At 44.5% G+C, this 24,949-nt stretch carries 8 protein-coding genes and 1 other RNA gene; 1 reads left to right on the top strand and 8 read right to left on the bottom strand.

The genetic code is table 11. The features are described 5' to 3' along the window. Nucleotides 1-10 precede the first annotated feature (10 nt). A complete protein-coding gene (locus AB9P05_RS11140) occupies nt 11-817 on the bottom strand; it encodes a DUF481 domain-containing protein (protein WP_371908905.1) in 807 nt (268 codons plus the stop codon). A 98-nt stretch (nt 818-915) separates the two neighbouring features. Here AB9P05_RS11140 and ssrA point away from each other — a divergent pair. Next, nucleotides 916-1,322, top strand: a transfer-messenger RNA (tmRNA) gene (gene ssrA / locus AB9P05_RS11135). A gap of 1,028 nt (nt 1,323-2,350) precedes the next feature. Here ssrA and AB9P05_RS11130 read toward each other — a convergent pair. From AB9P05_RS11130 to AB9P05_RS11100, 7 genes are read right to left on the bottom strand one after another with little or no spacing between them, the layout of a single operon-like run. After that, complete coding sequence (locus AB9P05_RS11130; RefSeq protein ID WP_371908904.1) at nt 2,351-6,472, bottom strand: cyclic peptide export ABC transporter; 4,122 nt, start codon at nt 6,470-6,472, stop codon at nt 2,351-2,353. 29 nt (nt 6,473-6,501) lie between these two features. Further along, complete coding sequence (gene sbnB / locus AB9P05_RS11125) at nt 6,502-7,473, bottom strand: 2,3-diaminopropionate biosynthesis protein SbnB (protein ID WP_371908903.1); 972 nt, start codon at nt 7,471-7,473, stop codon at nt 6,502-6,504. 29 nt (nt 7,474-7,502) lie between these two features. Further along, nucleotides 7,503-8,468 carry a pyridoxal-phosphate dependent enzyme gene (locus tag AB9P05_RS11120; RefSeq protein ID WP_371908902.1) on the bottom strand — a complete coding sequence of 322 codons (966 nt, stop codon included), beginning with the start codon at nt 8,466-8,468 and terminating at the stop codon, nt 7,503-7,505. Nucleotides 8,469-8,478: 10 nt separating this feature from the next. After that, nucleotides 8,479-9,348: a sulfotransferase family 2 domain-containing protein gene (locus tag AB9P05_RS11115; RefSeq protein ID WP_371908901.1), complete on the bottom strand. Its 870-nt coding sequence runs from the start codon at nt 9,346-9,348 to the stop codon at nt 8,479-8,481. An 11-nt stretch (nt 9,349-9,359) separates the two neighbouring features. Then, complete coding sequence (locus tag AB9P05_RS11110) at nt 9,360-13,346, bottom strand: amino acid adenylation domain-containing protein (protein WP_371908900.1); 3,987 nt, start codon at nt 13,344-13,346, stop codon at nt 9,360-9,362. A gap of 20 nt (nt 13,347-13,366) precedes the next feature. Continuing rightward, nucleotides 13,367-16,291 (bottom strand): amino acid adenylation domain-containing protein, encoded by a 2,925-nt coding sequence (locus tag AB9P05_RS11105; RefSeq protein ID WP_371908899.1) that lies wholly within the window; start codon nt 16,289-16,291, stop codon nt 13,367-13,369. 2 nt (nt 16,292-16,293) lie between these two features. After that, nucleotides 16,294-24,915 (bottom strand): amino acid adenylation domain-containing protein, encoded by an 8,622-nt coding sequence (locus tag AB9P05_RS11100; protein ID WP_371908898.1) that lies wholly within the window; start codon nt 24,913-24,915, stop codon nt 16,294-16,296. Nucleotides 24,916-24,949 lie beyond the last annotated feature (34 nt).

Here is a 24,949-nt window from a genome sequence, read left to right as displayed (position 1 = left end):
CAAACCTGTGTTATAGCCTGAACTGTATGCCGTTAGTAAGCTCGTATACAAACTTGCGGATGTCTACCACCGGATTCTGATCGTAGCCACAGGTAAAGGAAGTAGTAAAGTTTAGCTTTTCAGATATCTTCAGGATCAGGTTAGCCTCACCGCTCACGCGGTTACGGTAAATATTATCTTCAGGATCATAGCCCACCTGGTAGTAGGTGATCATGTTAAAGTCGGTGGTCTTGCTGATTTTTTGTCTGTAGCTGAGATAGTTGCTGCTCTTCAGCAGGTTTTTGGTAATAGTAAAGCGCGGCTCACTCTCAGGTACCTCCCACCGCTCATATTCATACATGCCTCCCACTCCCAGGTGCAAACTGGTATTTTTATTATCCACCAGGCTCAGCCTTACGCCGCCCCCTACCAGGTAGCGAAGCTCAAGCCCCCGCCCTTGGTCATACTGAAACTGGGTAAAGGTCTCGTAGCTTAACGTATGCTTCTTCAGCCAGTGCACCCGGTAGTGGCCGTAGCCGGTACTGATAAGGGGACCATCCGTCACTGTGTTATAATCCAGGTCACCCAGCAATATGTAGTCATGGTTATCCCCGATATACGCAGCGTTAGCCGCCACTTTAAATTGGGTAAACACGATCTCCTTCTCAGGCGTAGAGGCCCGGTTGTTCAGATTCAGTTGCAGGCCTACGGCACCCAGAAAGTAGTCTGTACTGTCCCCTTCCAGGCGGTCCTTTTCCACATTAAGTATCTGTGCGGTAGCCGGAATAGCGATAAAGAGGCAAACGCCCCACGTAAGTAGATAAAACAGGGTTTTCATATTCGGGGCAAATATAAAAGAAATAGAATGAACGTGAAGCCCTTAACACTTGCAGGTGAACTTAAAACCCCCTTACTTTGTAGATTCTACTGAGACCTGGGGTCGACCGGTTTTGACGGTAAGTGCAGGTCGCATGTAAGCATGCCGGATGTTGTGAGTATTATCCGTATCAAAAACTCTCAAACCATAATTGGCGAATCTAATTACGCCATGGCTGCCTAATCTTAGCTTTATAGCAAGATTACAGGCTTAAACGGTCGAGCGTAACAACGCTCCCGGGCCACATCCCGCCAGACGCTGATCTGTCCGTCTGGATCCTGGGGTGTCGAATCGACGGATCTAGTCACAGGCAATGCTGCTAGTCTGTGGCGAAAACTCAGCAGATAAGGGAACGGTAGACCGGTTGCCAGTCAGCCCTCCCCGACAATTTAAAGGCAACTAAGCATGTAGAAAGCATAGTGGTTTCCTTATCCGGACGCGGGTTCGATTCCCGCCGACTCCACTAACAATAAAAGCCGATTCTCGAAAGAGGGTCGGCTTTTTTCATGCACCAGCCCCCGTCGCATGACGGGGACCATGGCGAAGGGTAGATGACACAAGCCTTTGGTAAGAGTATTTATCTGCTCCGGTGCGGAATGACGCTCTAAGGAGCGAGGTGCCAGCGAGGCGCTGGCACTAATGGTGGTCTGTGTTTTTAAACTCTATTATAGTACTAATTTTTTCAGAGTGATTGACCTAGCATAAGATGCACTTAGGCTATGAGCCTTTGGCTTAACGCATCTAATTAATTCTTTTTCTTAGTTTGGCCCCACCCTGTTTATTACGAGTTTCCTGTGATACAATTGAAGACCTGCGACATCGGGGCGAAAGGACGAAATTTCCGGATTGTGTTACAATTCTACATCTAGCTGATTGCACTAAACGCAATCTGAATCCTATTGAAAAGTGAAAGTTTTGAGTTTGGGAAGGTGGACTTTGAATTTTCAGTACATTTTTTTCTACGGCTTTCAGGTGCATGATAGATACACGCGTTTTTTTAATAGAGAACCCCCTAACCTTTAGGGCCAGGCAAATTTTTGCCTATTAGGAATATAATTACGTAATAGGATTGATAATAATACTCGTCAGTTCAAAATTCCTAATAAACTTTCATCAAATTGGGCTATTTGAGCTACAAAGCTCTTTCTTTTCTGAATAACCGGATAGCTGACACTCCAAGGTACATGCATAGGAAAGCATGGATAATATTGAACAGTATAATACCTAAATGACCGCTAAATACAGGCAATCTTAAATTGCTCATGACATCTCGGACATATAAGAGATCATTGTATACGAACATAAAATGATACACTACAACAGAAAAGCAAACAGTTAAAAAGAGCTTAAAACTACTCCCTTTGTGCAGTCCTGTAACTGTGAGCAGTAACCCAACCCCTACAAAAGCGATAGTAGAAAGAAGGTGAGTAGGTGCCAGTACAAATATGGCTAGTGTTATCAGTGCTAAACCAATATATGTATAATGATATTTTTTCATTTGGGAAGTATTTTTATCGTCTGGGTTATGCCCCTGAGCTGGCTTTCCCGGTTGGAAAACTGGGTTTTTCGCATGTCGTTATCTTTCCAGTTGCCCAACTGGTCTCTATAGTTTGCATTATTCCATTTACCACTCTGTCCGCCGGCCAGTACCATGTAGGACTGTACAGGCTCACTCATAATTACCATAGACCTGAATGCGGCATGAACATTAGAATGGACGTTCACAGTATTTTTATTTCCTCCAAAAGCAGGCACCCTTGCCCCCAGGCCGGGAATACCACTAATATTACTTATAAGCACTTCAGAGTCAGTACCGTAATCTGCCTTTTTCCTCCAGTCATCTCCGTATTTATTATGCAAAGCAGAATCAGTTTTCTGAAGAGCTACCGTTAATATACCTCTGCCCATAAGGAAGGTATGGTCGAGAGTAAGGGTATCATTCTCTATAAAGTACTCTCCTATTTGTTTGAATGAGGGGGTCCATACCGGGGACTCCTCAGGCAGTCCATAGGCCGCAATTACGCTGCCTGTCACTTCCTCTACTATATGCTTGCGTATAAGCTCTGATACTACAGGCAAATACCCATTTGCTTCCATGGTACCATTCCAATTCATGAATTCATCATTTACGGGACTGGCAGCATCCAGCCGGTACTTCATGAGCAGTTGCTGCAATAAGGCTACGGAAAGATCCTTCTGGTCTTCGAAAAGGTCTTTAAGGTCCTGAACCTCTATTTTCTCGGTGCTGCTCAGCACCTGGTTTATCCTTTTAGCCCTGAAATTGTCCTTGGCCCAGTGAAAGTTATAGTAGGTGCCGTTATTGACAGGCTCCTGATTAGCGGAAGACACGAAATTCCTACTAGGGTTATAAACCTGCGGCAGGCTGTCGATAGGTATATACTCCCAGTTTACGGACTGAGTACCATCCAGCAGCCCGCCTGCATAACCGGCAGGTTTTAAGGGCATTTTTCCGGCGCACAACATTCCTATATTATTTTCCTTATCCGCATATACAAAGTTCTGAGGGGGATAGCTGTAATAAGAAAGTGCTTCACGGAAATTATCCCAGTTTTTTGCTTTGCCGAGGCCGTAAAAGGCTTTAAAAGAATAATTCTTCTGTCCGGGGTGCCACATAAAAGCATAGGTGCTGCTGTCGGTTTCAATCACCTGGCCAAAATCCGTGTATTTAATATGGAGTGTGGTGTCCTTACCATTCGGGTATTGTAGCACAAAGTCTTTTCTTTCCATATTTTTCCATGCGCCATCTACCTCATACTGGTTTGGGTTTTCAGGATTTACCTTTAGCAAGTACCTTTCGGAAACGTCCCATTCTGCATTGGTAATACCCCAGGCAATATTTTCATTGTGCCCGCTGATTACAAAAGGAGCTGCAGGCAGGGAAAAACCATAGGCATGAAACTCAGGGCAGGCCAGCTGAACTTCGTAAAAAGGAGTAGGTAGTGAAAGAGCAAGGTGAGGGTCATTACACAGCACGGCCTCATTCATTGCAGACTTTTCATCTGAAATGGCCCAGTTATTACTTCCTTTTCCATCATAATACTGCAGCATATCAAATTCATGAATGGAAGTGAGGGCTGGGTTAGCCTTAAGCTGTGCAATTACCCTGGGCTCGACAGTCTTACTATCCGGTGAAGGAATAATGTATTCCTGGTTATCGGGATGCAGAGGAAACAAGATCTGAAGCACATCTGCAGGAAGCTTTTCGAGCATGATCTGCCGCTGTACGTGCACATCGGTAAATGACAATACGAAGCTCATGTACCATGATACCATTAAAGAATGGTGGTCTTCCCACTCCATAGGTTGTTTGCCAAGCACAGCATACTCCGGAAAGGTTTTCGCCTGCCTGGATTGGAGGTATTCACGTACCCCTTCGCCGTAGGCGTGTATGTATGTGTACAACTCCGGGTCTGAGGATTTGAAATCCTGCAGAACCTGGCGTGCTTTACTGTCCACTTCCTTTGACACCCAGAAACGGTCCAAATTGACTGCTTTCTTTCCAAGGCTTTCAGACAAACGGCCCTGCACCATTTGGCACATCATTTCCATTTGAAAGTAACGGTCTTTTGCGTGCATATACCCCAGCCCATAAGCTACGGATGGTGCATCTTTACCGAAAATGTGGGGTATACCAAGGGTGTCTATGGATATGCTTACGCTGCCGTTAAAATTGGTTTGCAGTACCAGGTCTTCCTTAGACTCGATAGGTACTGAAGCTATGCCCTGAGAGTAGCCAAGCAGATAGCCTGCGGGCGCCACTCCCGGAAGTTTATAAAAAGTGCCTGCTATCCACAATGTACACAGGGCCATAAGGGCTATAACTCTCACAAGCTTTTTCCTTTTTCGTGGTCCGGGGACCTCACCTGTTTCCTTATGAAATATGGCTCTGTCTTGAGGCTTACCTGAGCAATGTGCAAAAGGAAGCATACCTTTATTTTCTGCTACATAAGGAGCAGCAGTAGTCCTATAAGAATCATCTTCGGTTATTTTTCCATACTCCATTTTATACAGCCTATCTGAAATATGGAAATACCTGTCGTCGTGGGTGATGGCTATTACGGTAATGCCCTGTTGCTTTAAAAGGGGTAAAATTTCTTCGTAGAACTTCTTTCTAAACTGCGGGTCCTGATCTGAAGCCCACTCATCCAGTACAATGAGGGGCCTTTCTTCCATTAAACTGGCTATTAGGGCTAGCCTCTTACGCTGCCCCGTAGATAGTTCTGTGGTACTGAAGCCGCCTTCTGTCCAGCTTACCTTATGATCGATCTCAAATAGCTCCAGGTAGGTTCGTACTCTTTCAGCATCAGGGTTATTTATGCCATATAATCTATCGAAAAGGTGAAAATCACTGAATACTGTAGTAAAATGGCTGCGGTATGCAGCAAGGTCTTCTTCTGTTACAGGAATACCATTTACTAATATCTCCCCGGCGGTAGGCCTGTAAAGTCCTAGCAGGTTTTTTATAAAAGTGGTTTTACCACTGCCGTTTCCTCCATGTATGAATATCATCTCACCGGCCCTAACCTTCCAGTTTACCGGACCTAGGGCAAATGAATCACCGCTTTCAGATTTATACTCATATACGAGGTCTTGCATCTCAAGTGATTCTACTTCTATATCGTAGAACTGCGAAGATGTATTATCAGCATTACCATAACTTTCTTTTGCCAGTTTTTCTTTTAGCTCGATTATGCGTTTTGCAGAAATATTGGCTACTGTTATGGGCGGAAGTATATTGATAATAACCTCTATAGGCCTTATAACATAAAGCAGAATAAAGGCAAAGTTGATAAGGAGGGGTATCAGGTTGGGGTACTGCCCGGGTACTACTAACAGGATAACGGCTATGTAGGATAGTAGCATCAGCTGCCCTATTACCCTGGCATTTACGAGGCCGGAAAAACCACTGCTAAAGCGGTCTTTGGCTTCGCCCAGTACGGGTGTGAGGTAGTTGTTGTATATATCAGCACCTTTACGAGGGTTTATTTTGATCTCCTTAGACCCATTAAGTACCTGGTTAAGGTATTTCATAAAACCTTCTGCTTTCCCGCGGCCTTCTCTCAGGTCAATATTGATACTTTTAAGCATAAGCATATATACGCCTACGCCCAGTAACAATACGCCCATGGTGATTAACAGCATGGTGAGAGACAGAACCCCAAGGTATATGAAGCAGCAAAGGATGGTGATTAGGGCGGATAACACCTGTGTGATATAAAAGAATGAATCTGCTACCAGGTTTATATCTCTTGTAAGGCTTACGTATATTTCATCCCTGGACTTTCTGAGGTTTTCCACATCAGTCCCGAAGAGGTTTCTGATAATCTCGAGCCTCATACCAAACAATGACTGGTGAGTAAACCGTATAAGCCTGCCGGAGAGCATACGGTTAAACATTACAAATACGAGAATGGCTATTCCGTATCCTATAGCATACCACAAGACCGGCACTTCCTGATCTTTTGTCAACAGGACAAGGTGGCGGTTGAGAAGGACGAGTACAGCAGTATTTGCCAGTCCGGAAATAAGTCCGAAGATAGTAAAGTAAAGCAGCTTCCGTGAGTTAACACGGAAGACCAGTTTTAGCAGATTCATTCTTTAAAATTTAGATAGCCAGTGAAGGATTAATCAGCAAGTGATACTCCGGCGTTCTTTTCCATTGCTTTGTTATAGAACATTTTTCCAATAGCCATATCAAACACTGCCATACCCATGGGGTTAAACATAAGGGTCTGGTCACGGCGCAGGTCTTTCAACCCTTCTCCTACCAGTGCCTGGCTTATGTCTATTGTATCTTCTTTCTGCAGACCGTGCTTAAGATGCATGTTCTCCACATCGGTATTTTCGCGGCATATTTCTTCCCAGTTGTCCACCACCATTCTGTCTATATGATGCATTATCTCCGGCTGGTAGTCGCGGAGGGAAACATTGAGTTGCAATGAACCTTTGGGCGGGGCCTTATCTATATAAGGGCTGGATGAAACTGTACAGGTCATAAATACATCAGAATGAGTATAAACCTCCTCCCAGCTCCGGGCTACTTCTACCTTTGAAGCAATGTCTGCAGGAATAGCTTCCTGGTTAAGGGGCCTTAGGTCGTATATCAGAACCCTATCAATATAATCTCCAAAAAGGGACATTACCATCTGCAGGTGTAGCTGACCTATAGGTCCGAATCCGATAATGCCAAAATTTATCTTCTTCTCAGGAGGATTAACCGAGAAGACTTCACGGATAAGTGCTCCTGTAACAGCTGCTGTACGAATACCACTGACTATAGGGGTATTGATTACAGAAATCGGCCGTCCGGTACTTTCTTCATTTAATATGATGACGGAATGAGCACGCTTAATATTATTATGAATATTATCAGGAAAACTTGAAATCCATTTTATACCAGCTACCTCAAAATCACCCCCTATGTATGCAGGCATAGCAATAATGCGGTTTTTCGGATTCTTATACCGCAAATAAGGCTTTACTGGCTGGCTAAATGATTTTTTATCCAGGGCATCAGCGGCTTTTACAATAGCATCGACTGCATCAGTCCAATTGATGCCCACTGTTAAGATGGTTTCTTCGTTAATGTATAACATGAAGTGTTCTCAATAAAATGAGTGAATGGTTATATAACTGCGTGTTCCGAATGATACTTTTCCTCTATCCAGGCAGGGTTGTATATGGTATTTATGTAATCATTTCCCCTGTCAGGGCAAATGATAAGGCCTTTTTCGCCGGCCCTGGCATGGGCAGTAAGGTATTCCCTGGCCGCATAGTATACTGCGCCACTGGATCCTCCAGCAAAAAGGTTTTGCTCTTTCAGAAGGCTCTGGCACCCTTCTACTATCTTCTCTTCATGAAGAATCATGCATTCTTCGAGGTCTACTTCATCAAGAAAAATACACCTTTTGCCAGACCCAAGGCCGGGAATATGGCGAATACCGGGCATGCTGGAAAATATAAGTGAGCCGCTAACGTCTACCGGTACGATCTTTACTGACGGATAGTGCTGCTTGAGCCTTTTTGCAAGGCCTACAATGGTACCTCCACTGCTTACACTTACAAACAGATAGTCCAGACGGGGAAAATCCCGTATGATTTCTTCAGCTAAGGATAGTGAGTAACTGCCGTAGTTATTAGGGTTTTCGTACTGGTTAGGATGAAAGGTGTTTGCGTTTTTTGCTTTAAACTCTTCTACCGCCTTGATCCTGTTCAGCAAAAATCCGCCTGTTTCGTCTCTCTCAGTCACATGAATAATGCGGTGAGAAAGAAGCTTTAGCATCTTTTCCTTTTCAGGAGATGTATTTGGATCAAGGACGGGAATAAACCGTACGCCTATAGACTTACATACGGTGGCCAGGGCAATACCAAAGTTTCCTGAAGTAGACTCTACAACATATGTATCCTTGTTAATAAGCCCGTTTTCTACTGCCTTGCCCATAATGTGTACAGCAGGGCGGTCTTTTACGCTACCGGTAAGGTTGTAATACTCCAATTTAGCGTACAGGGAAGCTTCGGACTCCGGCAGGTTCAGTTTTTTGACCGGTGTATTGCCGATAAATCTTTTTATTTCCGCAATCTGGGTAATCATTGTTTCTTTTTCAAGGGGTTCCTAATAGCTGTTGATAAGTGTTCCAGAAGTAAAGCCCGTAGTTTCTTTTTTTACTACCTAATTTTGAAATTGTGTGATTCGCTTTCTGAAACCGGATTAACTTTTGGTCGAAATTCTCAATACGCTGGATCATGGTATTAAACCGTTTTGAGGCATACTCATACAGGGCCAGGTCATACTGGTTCAGTCGCAGTATATAGTGCAGGGTATCATTGGCCAGGTCACCCTGGCTTTTATCATAGGAAATGGTATTCAACGGAATGTAATAGGGTGACTTCCATCTGAAATATTCTTTAAACAGGATGAGGCTTTCATCAAACTTCTCTGTTATCCCAAATACCGGGTACCATTTATCCAGGTTGGCTTTAGCTTTTTCCAAAGTACCCTCATTGCACTGACCGAATCTTAGGTGGGTATCGCCGGAAAGCTGTCGTACCTGTATATTATCCAGCTCAGTACTCAGGTTACCCTTCAGAAATTCCTCTAGTGCCATACGGTTACGCAGCAATACCTGGTGCAGGTAATGGCCATCATTTCCCAGAATATAATAGTAATAGGAAATAAGCCTTTTTACGGGGTCACGCAGGAGGGTCAGATAAGTAGGATGTTCATGAATCCCTTCATGTATCCCGAAGCTGGTATGCCCGGTAAGTAGTTTTAACTGCTTCTTATCAGCAGAAGGCAGGTTTTTAAAATCCTGAATTGCTTTCTGAACAGTGCCGCCTTTTTCCTGCACATAGAAGGTGTAGTGTGACTTACCCGGATATATATTTTTCAAAATACTATTCAGCGTAGTCCCTCCGCTTCTGGGCACATGGGTAAATATAATGGGGTAATTTTCTGTTTTCAACTTATCCATAATATTCTCCTTTAATCCAGCAGAGCAGCTTTCACTTTGGTAAAAATGTTATCTGCCTTCCCCGTAATGTTATAGGAGGACTGCTGGTCCGTAGCGATGTCAGCAAAGATTCTCGCCAGGTCTTCGGGTACATCCCGCAAAAGGTAGTGCCCTACCTTCTTTATCTCCATAAGCCCTACATTATCAGCATAATCAAACCACTGCTTGTACCGCTTTTTATAGGGTTTTGTAAGCGGGTCACTATCTCCGGTAATACAGTAGAAGGGTACTCCGAACCTGGGAAATTCCTGAGCAGCTATGGCATTGATAAAACCATTGTAGGCAGTGCCTGCCATAAGTCCATCGTATCTGAAGTTCTGCAGGAACATGGCCTTGTCGGCAGGATCTGCGGGTACTTCAGCGCCAAGTTTCTCTACGAAGTCGGTGATATCATTATTGGTCCTTGCGTCGGTATCCGGTGTAATTTTGAGACGTGGCATAGCCCCGCCAACACATACTGCATGAAGAGGAACCTCTTTTTCCACTAACTTCCGGGCTGCCTTAAGCGCAAGGCCGCTTCCGTTACACTGCCCAAACATGATCACAGGAACGGATATTTTGGTTTTTATCTCCTCTGCCAGCTTCTCGCTAAGCGCCTCCAGCACGTGTGTCATGTCTTCTCCCTCTCCCGGCTCTTCCCGGGGCAGCATGGTTCCGTAGAAGCTTACATCCGGCACCATAGTCTGCAGGTGGGTTACAGTATCAGTAAAACTCAGCGGATCACCGGCAGAGTTAGGCACACCTATTATGGCAAGCCTTTCCTGCTTTATCTCTCCGGTAAGGTTGTAAAGCAAGTCGTTTTCCTTGCCTGCATTCCCTCTGATGAAGTTAGCCAGCATTTCTATAGTTGGGTTCGCATAGATATCCGGTACCAGGAATCCTTTTCCGTATTTAGCTACTACCCGTATAGCTTTAAAGCTGTCGCCACCGAGTTCAAAAAAGTTATCGGTAGTGCTTACTTTGTCCAGTTCCAGTACTTCAGAGAAAATGGCTGCAAGCTTTTGCTCTACTTCTCCTTCCGGGGCCACATAGGCCTCTGCAGAAGTGGTCTGCTGCACTGGCTTTTGGGTTTCCCTGAGTTTATTACGGTCGGTTTTACCATTGGAATTCAAAGGTATAGCCTCTAGTTCAACCAGGTATGCGGGCACCATATATGCCGGCAACTTAGCAGCCAGGTATGTCCGGAGCTCATTGTAGGTTAAGGATGAAGCTGAGGTATAGTAGCCCGCCAGGTATGCCTCTCCGCGATCATTCTTATAGTCTATCACTACGGCCTGGTCCACGGAGGGATGTTCTACCATTGTGATCTCTATTTCTTCCGGCTCTATTCTGAAGCCCTTAATCTTTAGCTGGTAATCTTTTCTACCGTAAAACAGCAGTGTTCCTTCTGTAGTCCAGCTACCAAGATCTCCCGTTTTGTACATGCGAACTTCCCTGTCTGTAATGAAAGGGTCGTTCATAAATACAGCAGCCGTCTTACCGGGATCATGCAGATACCCCTGGCCTACTCCTATGCCTGATACCACCACTTCGCCTTTAATGCCTATGGGACAGGGATTCATATCCTGATCTACCACATAGAGGTTAAAGTTCTGCACCGGCATGCCTATAGGTACTATGCGACCTTCAGGAGGCTGGGTCATGATATGATGAGTTATATCGTCGGAAGCTTCCGTAGGCCCGTAGGCGTTTATCATAGGGATTTGCGGAAACTGCTTAAACCATCTGTTTACGGTTTCCGGCTTTACCGTTTCTCCGGTAGTGACGAGGTTCAGCAGCTTTTCCGGCAGGGGCAGCTTCTTGTTCTCTTCAAACAGTGCAATAAGTACATTTAGATAAGAGGGCACTACTTCCAGAATAGTAACCTGGTCGACTATTACCTGCCGAATAAACCCTTCCGGGTTAAGTATCTGATCTTTAGAATATATAATGGTGGTACCCCCGGTGACTATAGCAGAGAATAACTGCCAGATAGAAATATCAAAACACTGGGAAGCATTCTGGGCCACTATTGACTCACCTGACAGCGACAGGTCATTTACCTTGGCCCACATGTGGTTCATCATACCTACATGCTCTACCATAGCTCCTTTAGGTTTTCCGGTAGACCCGCTGGTATAGATGACGTAAGCAAGCTGGTTAAAATCAAATCCTGTATGCGTAAACGCTTTATGCTTACTTTCCTCAATAAGAGAAGTATGAATAATGCTACTTCCTTCACTAAGGTGAGCGGGCAGTGCCTCTTCAAGCTCTGCATTGTCCACTATAGTCAATACTGCACCGCTGTCATTTACTATGCCGGCTATCCTTTCTACAGGGTATTCCGGATCTATAGGTATATAGACGGCATTGCACAGCCAGATAGAAAGGATACTGAAAAATAACTGAGGGGAGCGCTCAGTAACCACGGCCACCATCTGCCCGGGTTTAACACCACAGGAGATGCTCAGGTAAGAAGCATACTGCTGCATTTTCTCATCTGCAGCGCGGTAGCTGAAGGTTTCCCCTTTGCAGATAAGGGCTGCTTTGTCGGGAGTAGCTTGGCTGTGATTCTGCAGGTAACCGGTTATGCTGATGTCTTGCGGAAACTCTCTTTCTGTTTTATTGAAAGTGGCTATAAGGTTACGGTCAGCTTCCGAAATATACGTTAGCCGGTTTACCGGTAATGCAGGGTTATGAAGTACCTGCTCAGTGATAAGGCGGAAAATGTTTTGCACATTTTCTATAAATGCCGGATCATATACCAGGCTATTATAGTTAAAAAGCAGGCCGATATTCTGCTTTACCGAGCAGTCTATGCAAAGATTGTAATTCGTTTGCTCAAATTTGTCTAGGTTGCTCACATGACCGGCGGAAGCGCTGTTTTCCATTTGGTCTCCGGCTATAAAATCTCCGAATACCAGCACATGGTCTATAAGCTTTTCTTTAAGTACAGAATGCCCTTGAATATCTACCAGGGACATGTACTGGTAGCGCAAAGAATCTATGAAAGTATCTGATGCTGACCTTAGAATATCACCTACTGAGTCTGACCGGTCGAAATTTACCCTGGCGGGTATGGTATTGATGAAAAGACCGATCATAGAAAGCACACCAGGCAGAGAGTTAGGCCTACCGGCTACTATCATACCAAAAATCACATCGTTACGGCCCGTAAGCTTCGCAAGGAGCAAGCCCCAAATACCCTGAATGAGCTGGTTGGTAGTCATTTTTAACTGCCGTGCCATGGCTTTGATGCTGTCAGAAGTGGCAGTATCAAATTCCAGCAGGGACCTCTTTAGTGCGTAGGCTCCTTCCACTGGCAGCAGATGCTGCGCAGGAAGCCCGGTAGTCTCTGTGTAACCGTCCAGAAACTGCTTCCAGAATGCAGAGGATTCTGTCTTGTCCTGGCTTTCGATCCACTTTATAAACCGGCTGAAAGGCGGAGGGGCAGGCATTTCCAGCTTATTTCCCTGAATTAGTGATTGGTAAATAGTAAAATATTCCTTCTGAAGGATGCTCATACACCACCCATCCAGTATAATATGGTGATAACTCCACAACCACCCGTACTTTTCGGGCCCATAACATACTATGGAAAGCCGGATAGGCACTTCATTTCCAAGGTCAAAGAGGTTTTTTCTGTCCTGCTTACAAAATTCTTTAAAATGCTGATCTGTATCTTCAATATCTTCACCCTGAAGGTCTACAAAGCGGTATGAGGGCTCCCATTTCTTTAATACAACCTGCAATGGTCTGTCCAGATTCTGATATCTGAATACTGTACGGAGAACATCATGCCTGGATACAAGTATCTCAAAAGCTTCACGGGCAGCCTCTACAGGTACTGCTGCATTATAGGTATAATGCCACTGCTGAAAGTAGCCCTCAGACTCCGGAAAGCGAAGGTGGTGAAAAAGAATTCCTTCCTGTTGAGATGATAAAGGATAGAGGTCCTTTACGTTTTCTTTATTAAGCATTATTTAAGATGGATAGCCGGTTAAAATAATTTGTCTAAGTCTGCCTTATCAAAGCCATCGTAAGAAAACTCCCCGGTAGCTTCTTCCGTCACTGTTTCCTGTTCTGCAGGTCTCATCTTCTGGCTTAGTTCCTTCACTGTAGCACTCAGGAATATTTCATTTACATCTATCTGATAGCCCTTGTTAAGTAGCTCTGAAGCAATATGTATAGCCCTGATAGAGTCCAGCCCAAGTTGAAAGAGGTCTTTGGTAATACTGAACTCCTCCAGTTTTAGGGTATTCCTGATGATTTCGTAAACAAGCTTTTCTTCTGCGGTGGAAGGCTTTTCGATTTCGCCACTACCAGCAATATCAAATACGGGATCAGGTAGCCTCTTATAATCAACCTTTCCATTAGTATTAAGGGGTATTTCAGGTATATGAATAATATAGTTAGGCACCATATATTCTGGCAGGTTTTTACGCAGATGACTTTTAATAATCGTTGCCGGAATACGTGATTTGCCTGCTACATAACCTGCCAGGTAGGAATGTCCGTCTTTGTCTTCCTTTTTAACTACTACGGCATCATCTACTTTCTGCTCCAGGTACCCTATTTTTTGCAGCACATTATTTACATGTGTGTGACTGGGAGCAAAAGTAACTTCATGCATGCCATCTTCACGTGTAATGAGGCCCATACGAATGTCCCAGCTCGTAGGCGCATCATAGTTATGGTAGCTCCTTTCACGTGAGTGTATGCAAATTCCTATATCATTGATCATACAGTTAGAAGAGCAAAAGCCCGTGTCTTTGGGATTTCGCCAGTACTCATCTCTTTCTTTCAGAAAATCTCTGATCTCAGGTGCAGCCGTATGATCATATCTGAAGAAATCCAGGAAGTACATTTCTTCAAAAGGGGCATCGTCCAGTGAAACATCGAGCAGGTCGTTTATACGATCCTTTTTGCTATGATACATTTTTCTGAACATCAAAAGCTTATCTTCAATCTCGGCAGGATCTACGATGCCTTGTTTGAGCAAGCCTTCAAGTTTGGTTTCGAATATCTGACCACGGCTAAGGCCTGTAAAGATCATTTTTATGCCTTTATCTGCGGCAATACGGGTACTGACTGCGGTAAGGGACTGAAAGCAGCCGGAGCATACGGTATGATCTGAATTAAGGCTTTCCACAAAGATCTCGTTCATATTCTCTGCGGTGCTGATGATGCTGTCCACTCCCAGACTATCGGTCATTCGCTTAATATTCTCGAATGCACCCTGGGAAATAAAGCCATTGTCAAAGGTGAAGGCCAATACTTTCAGACCCATCTCCACCAGCCTGTAGAGGACGTAAGAACTATCTTTGCCACCACTGTAAAGCAGCATACAGTCATATCCTCCTGTGGCTGAATTGTTTATGGAAATGATCTCAGCAAGTGACTCCATATTACTGAAGTATGCCTTGGCCGTATCTTCATACTGCCCGAATGTCTCACATATATTGCATACTCCTTCTGCATTAAATGAGATGCCGGGATAATTGTGGGTAAGGAGGCATTTACTGCAACGCTGTACGCCTATTTTTTCCTGCCTTATTCCTTCAATTTCTTTCTTTTCAAAAGGCTGCTTGTTAACCCTGACCGCTTTAATATGCTCTTCAATCTCGCCAAGCTCAACCCTGTATCCCCTGATTTTAACCTGGTTATCTTTTCTGCTGATGTAATGGATGTTTCCATCTTCATCATACATGCCTAAGTCTCCGGTACGGTATATGGTAACACCCTCTATAAAGGGATGATCAACAAATTTCCGGGCGGTAAGTTCAGGTCTGTTAAGGTATCCTTTTGAGAGTCCGGCGCCTCCTATACATATCTCTCCTTCTTCTCCTATACCAACAAGGTCCAGATTATCATCTACGAGGAAAACCTGTGTATTGGGTATAGGCTTACCTATAATATTAGGCTCACGTGTCTCCGGCTCTACTTCATGAAAAGTAGAGTCTACTGCGGACTCCGTTACGCCATATACATTTATAAGCTTTGCCTGAGCAAATACCTTATAGAAGTCCTTTATAAGAGAAGTGCTCAGGGCCTCACCTCCTATAATCAAAAATTTAAGGGACGGGGTTAGCTGAGACTTATCCGCTGCGGCCAGTACGACTTTCAGGTAAGATGGGGTAATGTCAGCCACTTTAACCTTGTAAGTAATCATAAGGTCAAGGAACCGGTTTACGTCTTCCTTATCCTTTTTAGATACCACTACCAGCGGTGACCCATGTCTGAAAGGTGCAAACAGTTGCTGCACAGAGGCATCAAATACCACAGAGGCAGTAAGCATACCAGGCATAGGCTGATCATAAGGCTTATAGAAGCTTTCATACATCCATGTGGAAAGGTTTTCTGCAGCATTATGTGTAATAAGGGTTCCTTTAGGTTGCCCTGTAGTGCCTGAGGTGTAAATAATATAGGCCAGGTCTTCGCCCTCTATATTATTATTGAAGTTTTCTACCGGTTGCTCTTCCAGATGTATCTTTCCAAACACCCTGATCATCTCCGGTATGTTTCCGGGTATTTTATCATCCAGGAATACAATGGTCTTCAGGGATGTGATCTCACCATTTTCCAGTGAGGCCACCGGAAAAGCAGATGTTGTGATCAACCCTTTACACCCGGCATCCTTAAGCATAAAAGCAATTCGCTCCGAAGGGTGAGCAGGATCTACCGGCAAGTAAGCAGCGCCAGCCTTCAGTATGCCATATATAGCCAATACTGTCTCTATAGAATTCTCTATGGCTACGGCAACTACATCGCCTTTGGTTACTCCTGCACTGTTCAGCAAACACCCTATTTGGTTAGCCTCATTATTGAACTGTGTATAAGTCAGGGATCTGTGTCCGTTAGTAAGCGCTGTAACGTCGGGGGTGACAGGAACCTGTAGTTCCAGAAATTTATGAAGAAGTCCCATGTTTAGTTTCCTTTAGCGAATTGCATAATCATATTTTGTTCAGCCTCGGTAAGGTGCTGTATTTTACCTATGGCTTTATCAGGATCGGCAAAGCCTTTAATTACCTGTTCTAAATGGGTGATAAGGCGTGTAATCCTGGATTCTTTGAACAGAGATGTATTATATTCTACATCCATGTATATTTCCGTTTCATACATATGGAAGGTGAACCTCAACTCGAAGAGGCTGGTATTACGTTTCGGATACTCGTAAGTCTCTATTTTCAGTCCTTCCATGCTACGCTGGCTGTCTCTTACATTGGAGAAGTCAAGCATCTGCACCATTACATTGAACAGGGGCATCTGCCGCTCTTCCCTGCTTAGGTCCAGATCGTTTACAAGCATATCAAAAGGATACTCCTGGTGGTCAAGTGAAGTGGAGAGTTCAGTCTTTACCTCTTCCAGCAGGGAAGACACTGATAGGTCTCTCTTTATATTGAAGCGAAGGGCCAGTGTATTGACAAAGAAGCCGATCAACGGCTCAAGATCCCGGTGTACACGGCCTGCAGAAGGAATGCCAATTACCATATTTTCCTGCTTAGCATACTTATGGAACAGCACTGCCACTGCAGATAATAGGAAGGTATAAGCACTTACACCATGTTTCAGGCTCTCTTTACGGATGATATCTATAACCTCCTCAGAGAAAGAAGTTCGTATAGTATTACCTTCAAACGATCTGATTTCCGGTCTGGCGAAGTCTGTTTTTATATTTAGTTTTTCCGGAACGGTAGCATACTTATTCATCCAGAAGCTACGTGCATCATCCAGTTTACCGCTACTTAGCCTGTTATTGCTCCAACTTGCAAAATCCTTATACTGAGCATGTAAAGTGGCTAGTACTTCTGGTTTCACCTGGTCCGGGCTGTTATAAATAGCCATGACCTCATTAAACATTACCTGTAAAGACCACCCGTCAGAAATGATATGATGTATGACATACAGGAGTATATACTTTTCATCACCTGTCTTTACTAACTCTACCCTGAATAGTGGCGCAGTGGAAAGGTCAAACGGTGTATCTACGCATTGCTGCAGATAAGCATGAACCTCTTCGGTTTCATGCCCGGTCATGTCCGTTTCCATTACTTTAAAGCCCACAGCAGTATGGTCAGCAATTACCTGGCGAAGCTCACCTTCGACATTTTTCTTAAAGGCAGTTCTAAGAGGTTCATGGCGAGCAATAACCTTTTCAATTGCTTTTTCCAGTCTGCGCGTATCCGGAGTTCCTGTAAGCTCATAGCTGCTGTAAAGATTATAGGCAGTATTGACCGGATTCATCTGCTGAATTACCCAAAGCCGCTTCTGAGCATGGGAAGCTTCATAATCCACAGCTACAGGAAGGACAGGAATAGAGGTGACTTTACTTGCAGGCTGTCTGGAAGAGACAAGCTCTGCCAGCTTCCTGATTGTGTCATGTCTGAAGAATTCGGTAAGGCCTATCTCTACGCCAAACTCGCGATATATACGAGCCAGAACCTGGGTAGCCCGAAGAGAATGTCCTCCGAGACTTGCGAACTCAGAGGTGACACCAACGTCTTCCTGTTTCAGGACTTCCCCCCATATAGCCTGAAGCCTTTGTTCAGTATCACCTTCTGCAGACTCGTATGTACCCCTGACAGAATGTGTAGTATTCCTTGTTTGCAACAATTGATTTACAGCAGTATGGTCGCTGTAGTACAATCCCTTATACTGCATAAAATGCAGCAGGAGTTTACCTTTATAAAGCGCTTCGTCAAACTGATAGTCAACTGAATTACTCTCCTCTAACCATTGGATATACGCCGGAGCAGCTTCATCACCGTGAGGAACGGGCCTGGAAGTAAAAGAAAATATTTGCTGTATGCGAGTTTTGCCATCATTATTCTCTGAAAGCAAAATGGTGCTGTATTTATTACTTACTGCCCTGGCCATACCATAGCTATCAGTATAATAGCCAAGGGGCTGAAGGGAGGCTAAGGTTTTAGAGATATCCGGGGTGCTGAGTTTTACAAATGGCTTACCGGCAAGCAATCCGTTTTGCCTCATACCAGGATCCTGTAGTAACTCTATCAGACCTGTATTTTGATGATAAATAAACATTACCTCCAATCCGTGAAAAAGGATAGCTGCGGTAGGTTTCAGTATTATATCATAACCGGGGTTAGCCTTTTCAAAAGCGGCTAAGGCTTCATTAAAGTTCTTTACCCTGTAACATAGGTGATAGGGCCCTTCACCATCTGTATCAAGTATATTATAAAGCGGCCCCTCATTTTCTCCAGCAGGTGAAACCAGTTCTATATTAACATGACCTGGAAGCTCACACATTGCCAGCATAACCTTCTGTAGGGGGTCAAATACCGGTTCGGACACAGTATATCCTAAGCTGCGGTACTGTTTTACAGCTTCCTGCATATTCCGGACGGCTACACCGGTATGGTCGGGGTAAAACAATACCTCACCCGCAGTATCTTCATTTTGCTGCTTATCCCGAGCGGGTAATTCCTCACAGAAATAAAGATCTATATGAAGCGGGCGCGTAACCTCTAAAGGGTCCAGCCTGAACAGCTTACCTGCGACGGTGTCTTCGGTAAGCTCCCACCTGGCCGCCGTTAGATAATTATATGCCGGAGTGTTCTTAGCTGTAGGAATAAAGGAAGTCTTAATCTCTTTTAGCCCATTTTCATGGCATATTCTGCTCAGTAGCCAGGTTATTCCCTGCTCTACATTTCTGCCCAGTACACGGCAACTAAGAAGGAAGGTGTCTACTAAGAGAACTTCTCCCTGTATTTTAGTAATTACCAGGCCGGTTATGCCATAGTCACCAAAGCGGTCTCTTACATGTACTTTATAGCAATCTGTACCGGTCTTGTGTATCAGGCTTCGTACTTCTTCTTCAGTTCTCCGGATCGTACTCAGGTTAAACTGGTTGGTTCTCTGAGTAAGCTGGCTAATTCTGGATACATGCTCCTCTCCTACGCTGTTAAAGCTGATTTCCAGCTTAAGGTCTGCGAGGTATTCATTAAGCTCTTCTTTCTCTGACTTTAGACTGCGCCGTGCTTTTTCGGCACGGTACATTTCACTCCTCTGGCTATCCTCTTCTGTAATATCAAACTTGTCCAGCCCCCAGATACGATTAAGGAATACTTCCAGGTATCGCTCTTCAGGCACCTGCAAGCTGAATACTTCCTGCCTGCGAGCCAGCATTTCCTTTACTTCCACCGGATTATCATCCAGGAAAACAAAACTGTCAACTCCAATATTGAGATCTTCTGCCAGTGAAGATATATTTACGGCCTTGCTCTCCCAGTTTATACGGTAATCTGTAATATCTGCCTCTGTAAGTACCATATCAGGATTTTGCCTGAACACATTCCAGACATCCTCTTCATGGTTTTTGCTGAGAAGCAGGATCAGAAAACCTTCCTTTTTCTTTTGTAGCAGGAATTGCTGCATGTACCTGTGACCAGGAGTGATAACCATTGCCTCAGGCTTGTCTTCTCCGCAGACCCCCTTCCACAATGTATTATCGCAGTCTACGGCAATGGCCTTGATAGCGCTTGTTCTGCGGCCGTAAAGTTGCCTTGTGATATTGCCGGCAAGTGCTATATAATACTCTTCTGTAAAAGGTATATGCCCTATTTTGTCCTGGCTAACATCCTCTATAAGCAATCCAGGGTTTGAGGTATTAATCTCTTCCGCCCGGACTATACTTACATAAGGCAGGCTTGCTAAATCAGAAGCCAGTGCATTATTCAGTGTAACAATAGTATTTCTTACCTCCTGGCTATGGGGGGCTCCTGATGAAACGGGGAACAGGTACAACAGTATATCAGTGCTGTGAGTTGATATCAGCTTACATAGCTGATCTTTAATACCCTGAAGTATCTCAATTTTAGCTTTATCCCCATCTTCGTTTTCGCGAATGTAGTCTTCAAGTCTGACTAGTAATACGTGCTTTCCATCATGAGCATGGAGGCCGCTTGCAAGATCTGAAAGCTCTCTTATCACCTGATGGTAAGGAGCGAACTCAGGGTATAGTGGCAACTGAAACTCTTCTAAAAGGACTGCCAGCGCATCTTGTAAAGGTTCGGCGGTGAAAGAAGCAGTTATGCGAAGCGGACTTTTTGCCTCGGGAAACTGATAGCTTCCCTTTTTCTTCCAGACAAGTTTATCTGTTGCAGAGGAAGGCATATTGGTGGTAATGGCTTCCGGCCCCTGATCAGCAAGGTTATTTATAAGGCTTACATACCTATTTAATATATCCTGTGCCGTTGCATCTTCAAGAAGCATGGTATTATATTCAAGCTGTATACTCAGCCTGTCATCCCCAACACCTATATCAACTTTAAAATCAAGTTTGGTACCCCGCTCTTTCATATCCAGGGATACAGGGTTGATCTCTATTCCGCCGGGCAGGCTCTTTTTCAGCTCATTTATACTATCCTCGTGCAGCTCCTGCTCATTATGAAAGATGAGCATGGTATCAAAAAGCGGGTTTCTGTTTGCCGGTAGTGTCTCGCTTTTTTGCTCAACCATCAGATCATAAGGGTAGCTGTCATGAAGTAGAACTTCCTGAAAATCCACAGAAAACTGGCTCAAATAATCCCTGTACGCTATACCACCAGGCACAGAGATATTAAGGGGCAGGTAGTTTATAAACAGCCCTGGAGTATTTAATATCTGACTGTGATTCCTGCCAGAACTTATTACCCCAACAGGTATATTTTCCTCTCCTGTGTATCCTCTCAGCAGCAACCCGTAAAGCGATAGGAATATATTATTTACGGTAGTGCCTTCCTTCTGAGCCAGATCCTGAATAGCCTTATACTCTGCACGATCAAGCGTAGTATGTATTGCTTTACCTTTAAACGTAATTTTCTCTGGTCTGGCATGATCTATAGGGAAAGAGAGCGGAGCGGGCCAGGTGGCCAGGTACTTCTTCCAAAAGCTCTCATTATCCTTTATAGCCTGATTCTGAACAGGTATATAATCTTTGAATTGAACAGATGTCCCCGTGGCAACTGAAGTAGTTCCGGAGAGCATACCTGCGAGAATTTCCAGGAAATCTTTACTTAACAGTGCCCTGGACCACCCATCGGAAAGGATATGGTGTATATTTAGTATTATAACATTTCTGTCCTCGCTGATTTTTAACATACTGAGCCTTACCGGTGGTACTTCGTCCATCTCAAAGTGATGGCTGTACTCGGCAAGTATGCTTTGTTTGATGGCCTCTCCGGGCTGGCTATTATCTTCCAGGTTTACGAAAGACCACATTTCTTCAGCAGGTGCTTCAGACAATACTTTCTGTACAGGCTCTCCTTTTACTTCCAGAAATATGGTACGGAGAATCTCATACCTTTGCACAAGCACTATGAAAGCATTTTTTATGTTTTCAGGAGTGACTTTTCCGCTAACCTCAAATGCAGATGGAACATTATAGGCCACAGACCCCTGCTCCTGCTGGCTCACCAGCCATATCCTCTTTTGGGCATGGCTCAGGGCATAATATTCCTGTAGCGGAAGTGGCTCAATAATGGTTTCTTTACCTACGGAGCCATCATGTGTTTGGTCAATATGGCCAGCCAGGGTTTCTACACTGTCATATGTAAATATTTCCCGCAGGTCAACAGTAATGCCCATTTTCTCACTAATGAGACTAGCCATCTGAATGGCGCGCAGGCTATGCCCCCCCAGATCGAAGAAACCATCTTTAATGCCAATATTTTCATTGGCAAATATTTCTTTCCAGATCGCAAGAAGGCTGGCTTGCGTAGACGTTTCAGCAGAAGTAACAGGCCCGCCTGTGCTTACATCTTCAGGTTGTGGCAGGCGTTTTTTATCTACCTTTCCATTAGCAGTGAGAGGCATGCTTTCCAGTCCTACAATGTGAGAAGGCACCATATAGTCCGGAACCTTTGCCTGAAGTTCAGTACGAAGCTGTTGCGTATCATAGGCCCGATCACCAACCAGGTAGGCCACGATTTCATTCCCAAAATCGCCTGACTGGCGGCTTACCACTGCTGCTTCAGCAATGCCCTCCAGTTCCAGCAGTCGTGATTTTACACCATCAAGCTCTACCCTGTACCCTCTGATTTTTACCTGGTCATCTTTCCTGCCTAGAAAACCTATGAGGCCCTCTTCAGTAAAATATCCTAAATCTCCGGTCAGGTACATTTTATGCCCCTGTTCAAAGGGGTTATCTATAAATTTCTCAAGTGTAAGTGCCTCCCTGTTCAGATACCCCTTTGAAAGTCCCCTGCCTGAAATGGCAATCTGTCCCTGCTGGCCAGGCATTACAGGCTTAAGCGTCTCATTTAAAATATATACATGGTTATTAGTCACAGGACGTCCTATTACCGGCCTGGTTTCATAAGTCCTCAAATCCTGTGAAGGGATGGGATAAAATATAGTACCTATGGTGGTCTCTGAAGGGCCGTAGTGGTTCACTAACTGAATATCAGGTACCAGGTCGCTCATTCTGATAAGGTCACCTGTATGAATGGCCTCTCCTCCTATAAGCCAAAGACGCAGCTTAGACTGTCCCAGTTCATTGGAGTTTCCGGCCATCAGAAAAATGTGTAACAGAGACGGGGTGGTCTTCAGGAAAGTAATGCCCTTGCCGAGCACAAAAGATGTAAGGCCTTCTGGGTTTTTTATAAGTTCTGTATCTGCCAGGTATACCGTACTACCGGAAAGTATACCACCCCACAGGCTCGTATATCCAAGGTCAAAGGCAAATGAAGATAATAGCGCTGTAACGTCATCTGCCCCAATGGAAAACTCTTCCCTAAACCATGATATATAGTTCATCAGGGAAGCATCACTGATTCGTGTGCCTTTAGGCTTACCCGTTGTACCTGAGGTATATATACAATACGCCTCGGCGTCCCAAGGCCTTACCGGAAGTGTAAACTCAAGGTCTTCTTCTTCAGAAATATTGTCCACATAGCACACTTCTGCCTGAATGATGGCATCCGAGGCTATATCTGATGTGGTAAGAATAAGTCTGCAGGCTGCATCATTCACAATGAAGCTCAGATGTGAATAGGGAGCTCCGGCATCTACAGGTACATAAGTAGCTCCTGCTTTTAATACTGCCAGCATGGACTGCACCATATGGCAGTTGCCTTGCATGAATATAATGACCTTATCACCCCTGCCTATATTATATTGACTTATCAGCGTTTGCGCAGTAAGGTTGGCCAGCCTGTCTATTTCACTATATGTGAAAGCACTCTTCTTATCTTCAATTGCCAGATTATCAGGATATTGGGCAGCAATGTGATCCCAACTTTCCAATAATGTCTGGGACACATCTGTATGGGCATTAGTCTTTCCCGAGAAACTGTTCAGTACTGTAGTTTCCATATCCGGCCCAAGGCAAGACACCTCTCCTACGGTATGTACAGTAGTCAGAGATTGAAGTGTACCAGTAATGGAGCTGGCAATAATCTGAGCGGCAGTTTCGCTCACTACCTTCCGGTCATAAGATAAAACTATGTCTGCTCTATTTTCTTCAGTATACCGGATATGTACCTGTATAATATGGAAACCACCACCCCTGGATGTGTGCTCAAGAGTAAAAGGATTTTCTACCCCGGGAAGGCTAACTTTCAGGGCATACTGCAGGTAATCAGCATGCTCTGCCAGCGTGTCGGTCAGGGGGAATACTTCTTTATATGTATCCAGCTCCTCAGTCCTTGTGAAAGCAGTAGACAGCAATTTCTGAACGGTGTCGTTTTCATTCACCTCCATGTAGAATGGCAGAGGCTTTTCCATCAGGCCAATCGTATGGTTCAGCTCATCAAAGCTCCTGCCGCTATCAAGGCTGGCAATAGAAAATGGCCTTCCGTCATTCAAACGACTGAAGGCTAAATACAGCGCCGAAGTCCAAACACTTGCAATACCGGTTTCCGATTTAGCAGCCAGGTTCCGGGCAATTTCGAGTAACTCAGAGCCTAAACTAAGGCTAATCTCAGTATAATCTTTTTCACTTGTATTCAGAGAAGTAACCAACCTGTTTTGCGGTGCACCAGGCAGGCCGAAGGTGTAAGATTGCCACCATTGCAAACTATCCCGGCTATCATCATCAGACAGCAAACCACGCTGCCACTCACTATACTGCAGATAGCTTATAATATCATACTCACCTGCCTTTCCTGTAACTGTATCAATAGCCATCCTGCACATAGTAAGCAGGCTTTCCTCATCACAACAGAGCGCGAGAGTAGTAAGACTAATATCCGTATGAGATTCTGACGGACAAACAGTAATAACCAGTAAAGGCCCTTCTTCCGTACCGGGCTTTGTACCTTGGCTCTCAAAAGGATATTTTGGCAATTCTGTTCTTTCCTCAAATTCCACCCTAAGGTCGTCTATTGGAATTTGGAGATATTCATTACTATCGCTTTCCAGTACATATTTCACCTTAAAAGTACTTTCCTGGTCACATACTGACCTGAAGCTCTCTTTTAATACGGTGGTGGCAACTGGTCTTAACGTCTTCACGCGGACCTGGATAATGGTATCATCCCCCATCAAACCTGATGAAGCATACATCTGCTGCTGCGGAGATAAGGAATAGCCGATTAGTTCTTCCATTACTAGCTTAAGTTTTTCCTATTGGGTGGTTATA

Source organism: Roseivirga sp. BDSF3-8 (assembly GCF_041449215.1).
Classification (GTDB): Bacteria; Bacteroidota; Bacteroidia; order Cytophagales; family Cyclobacteriaceae; genus JBGNFV01.
This window is presented reverse-complemented; position numbering and strand designations above follow the sequence as displayed.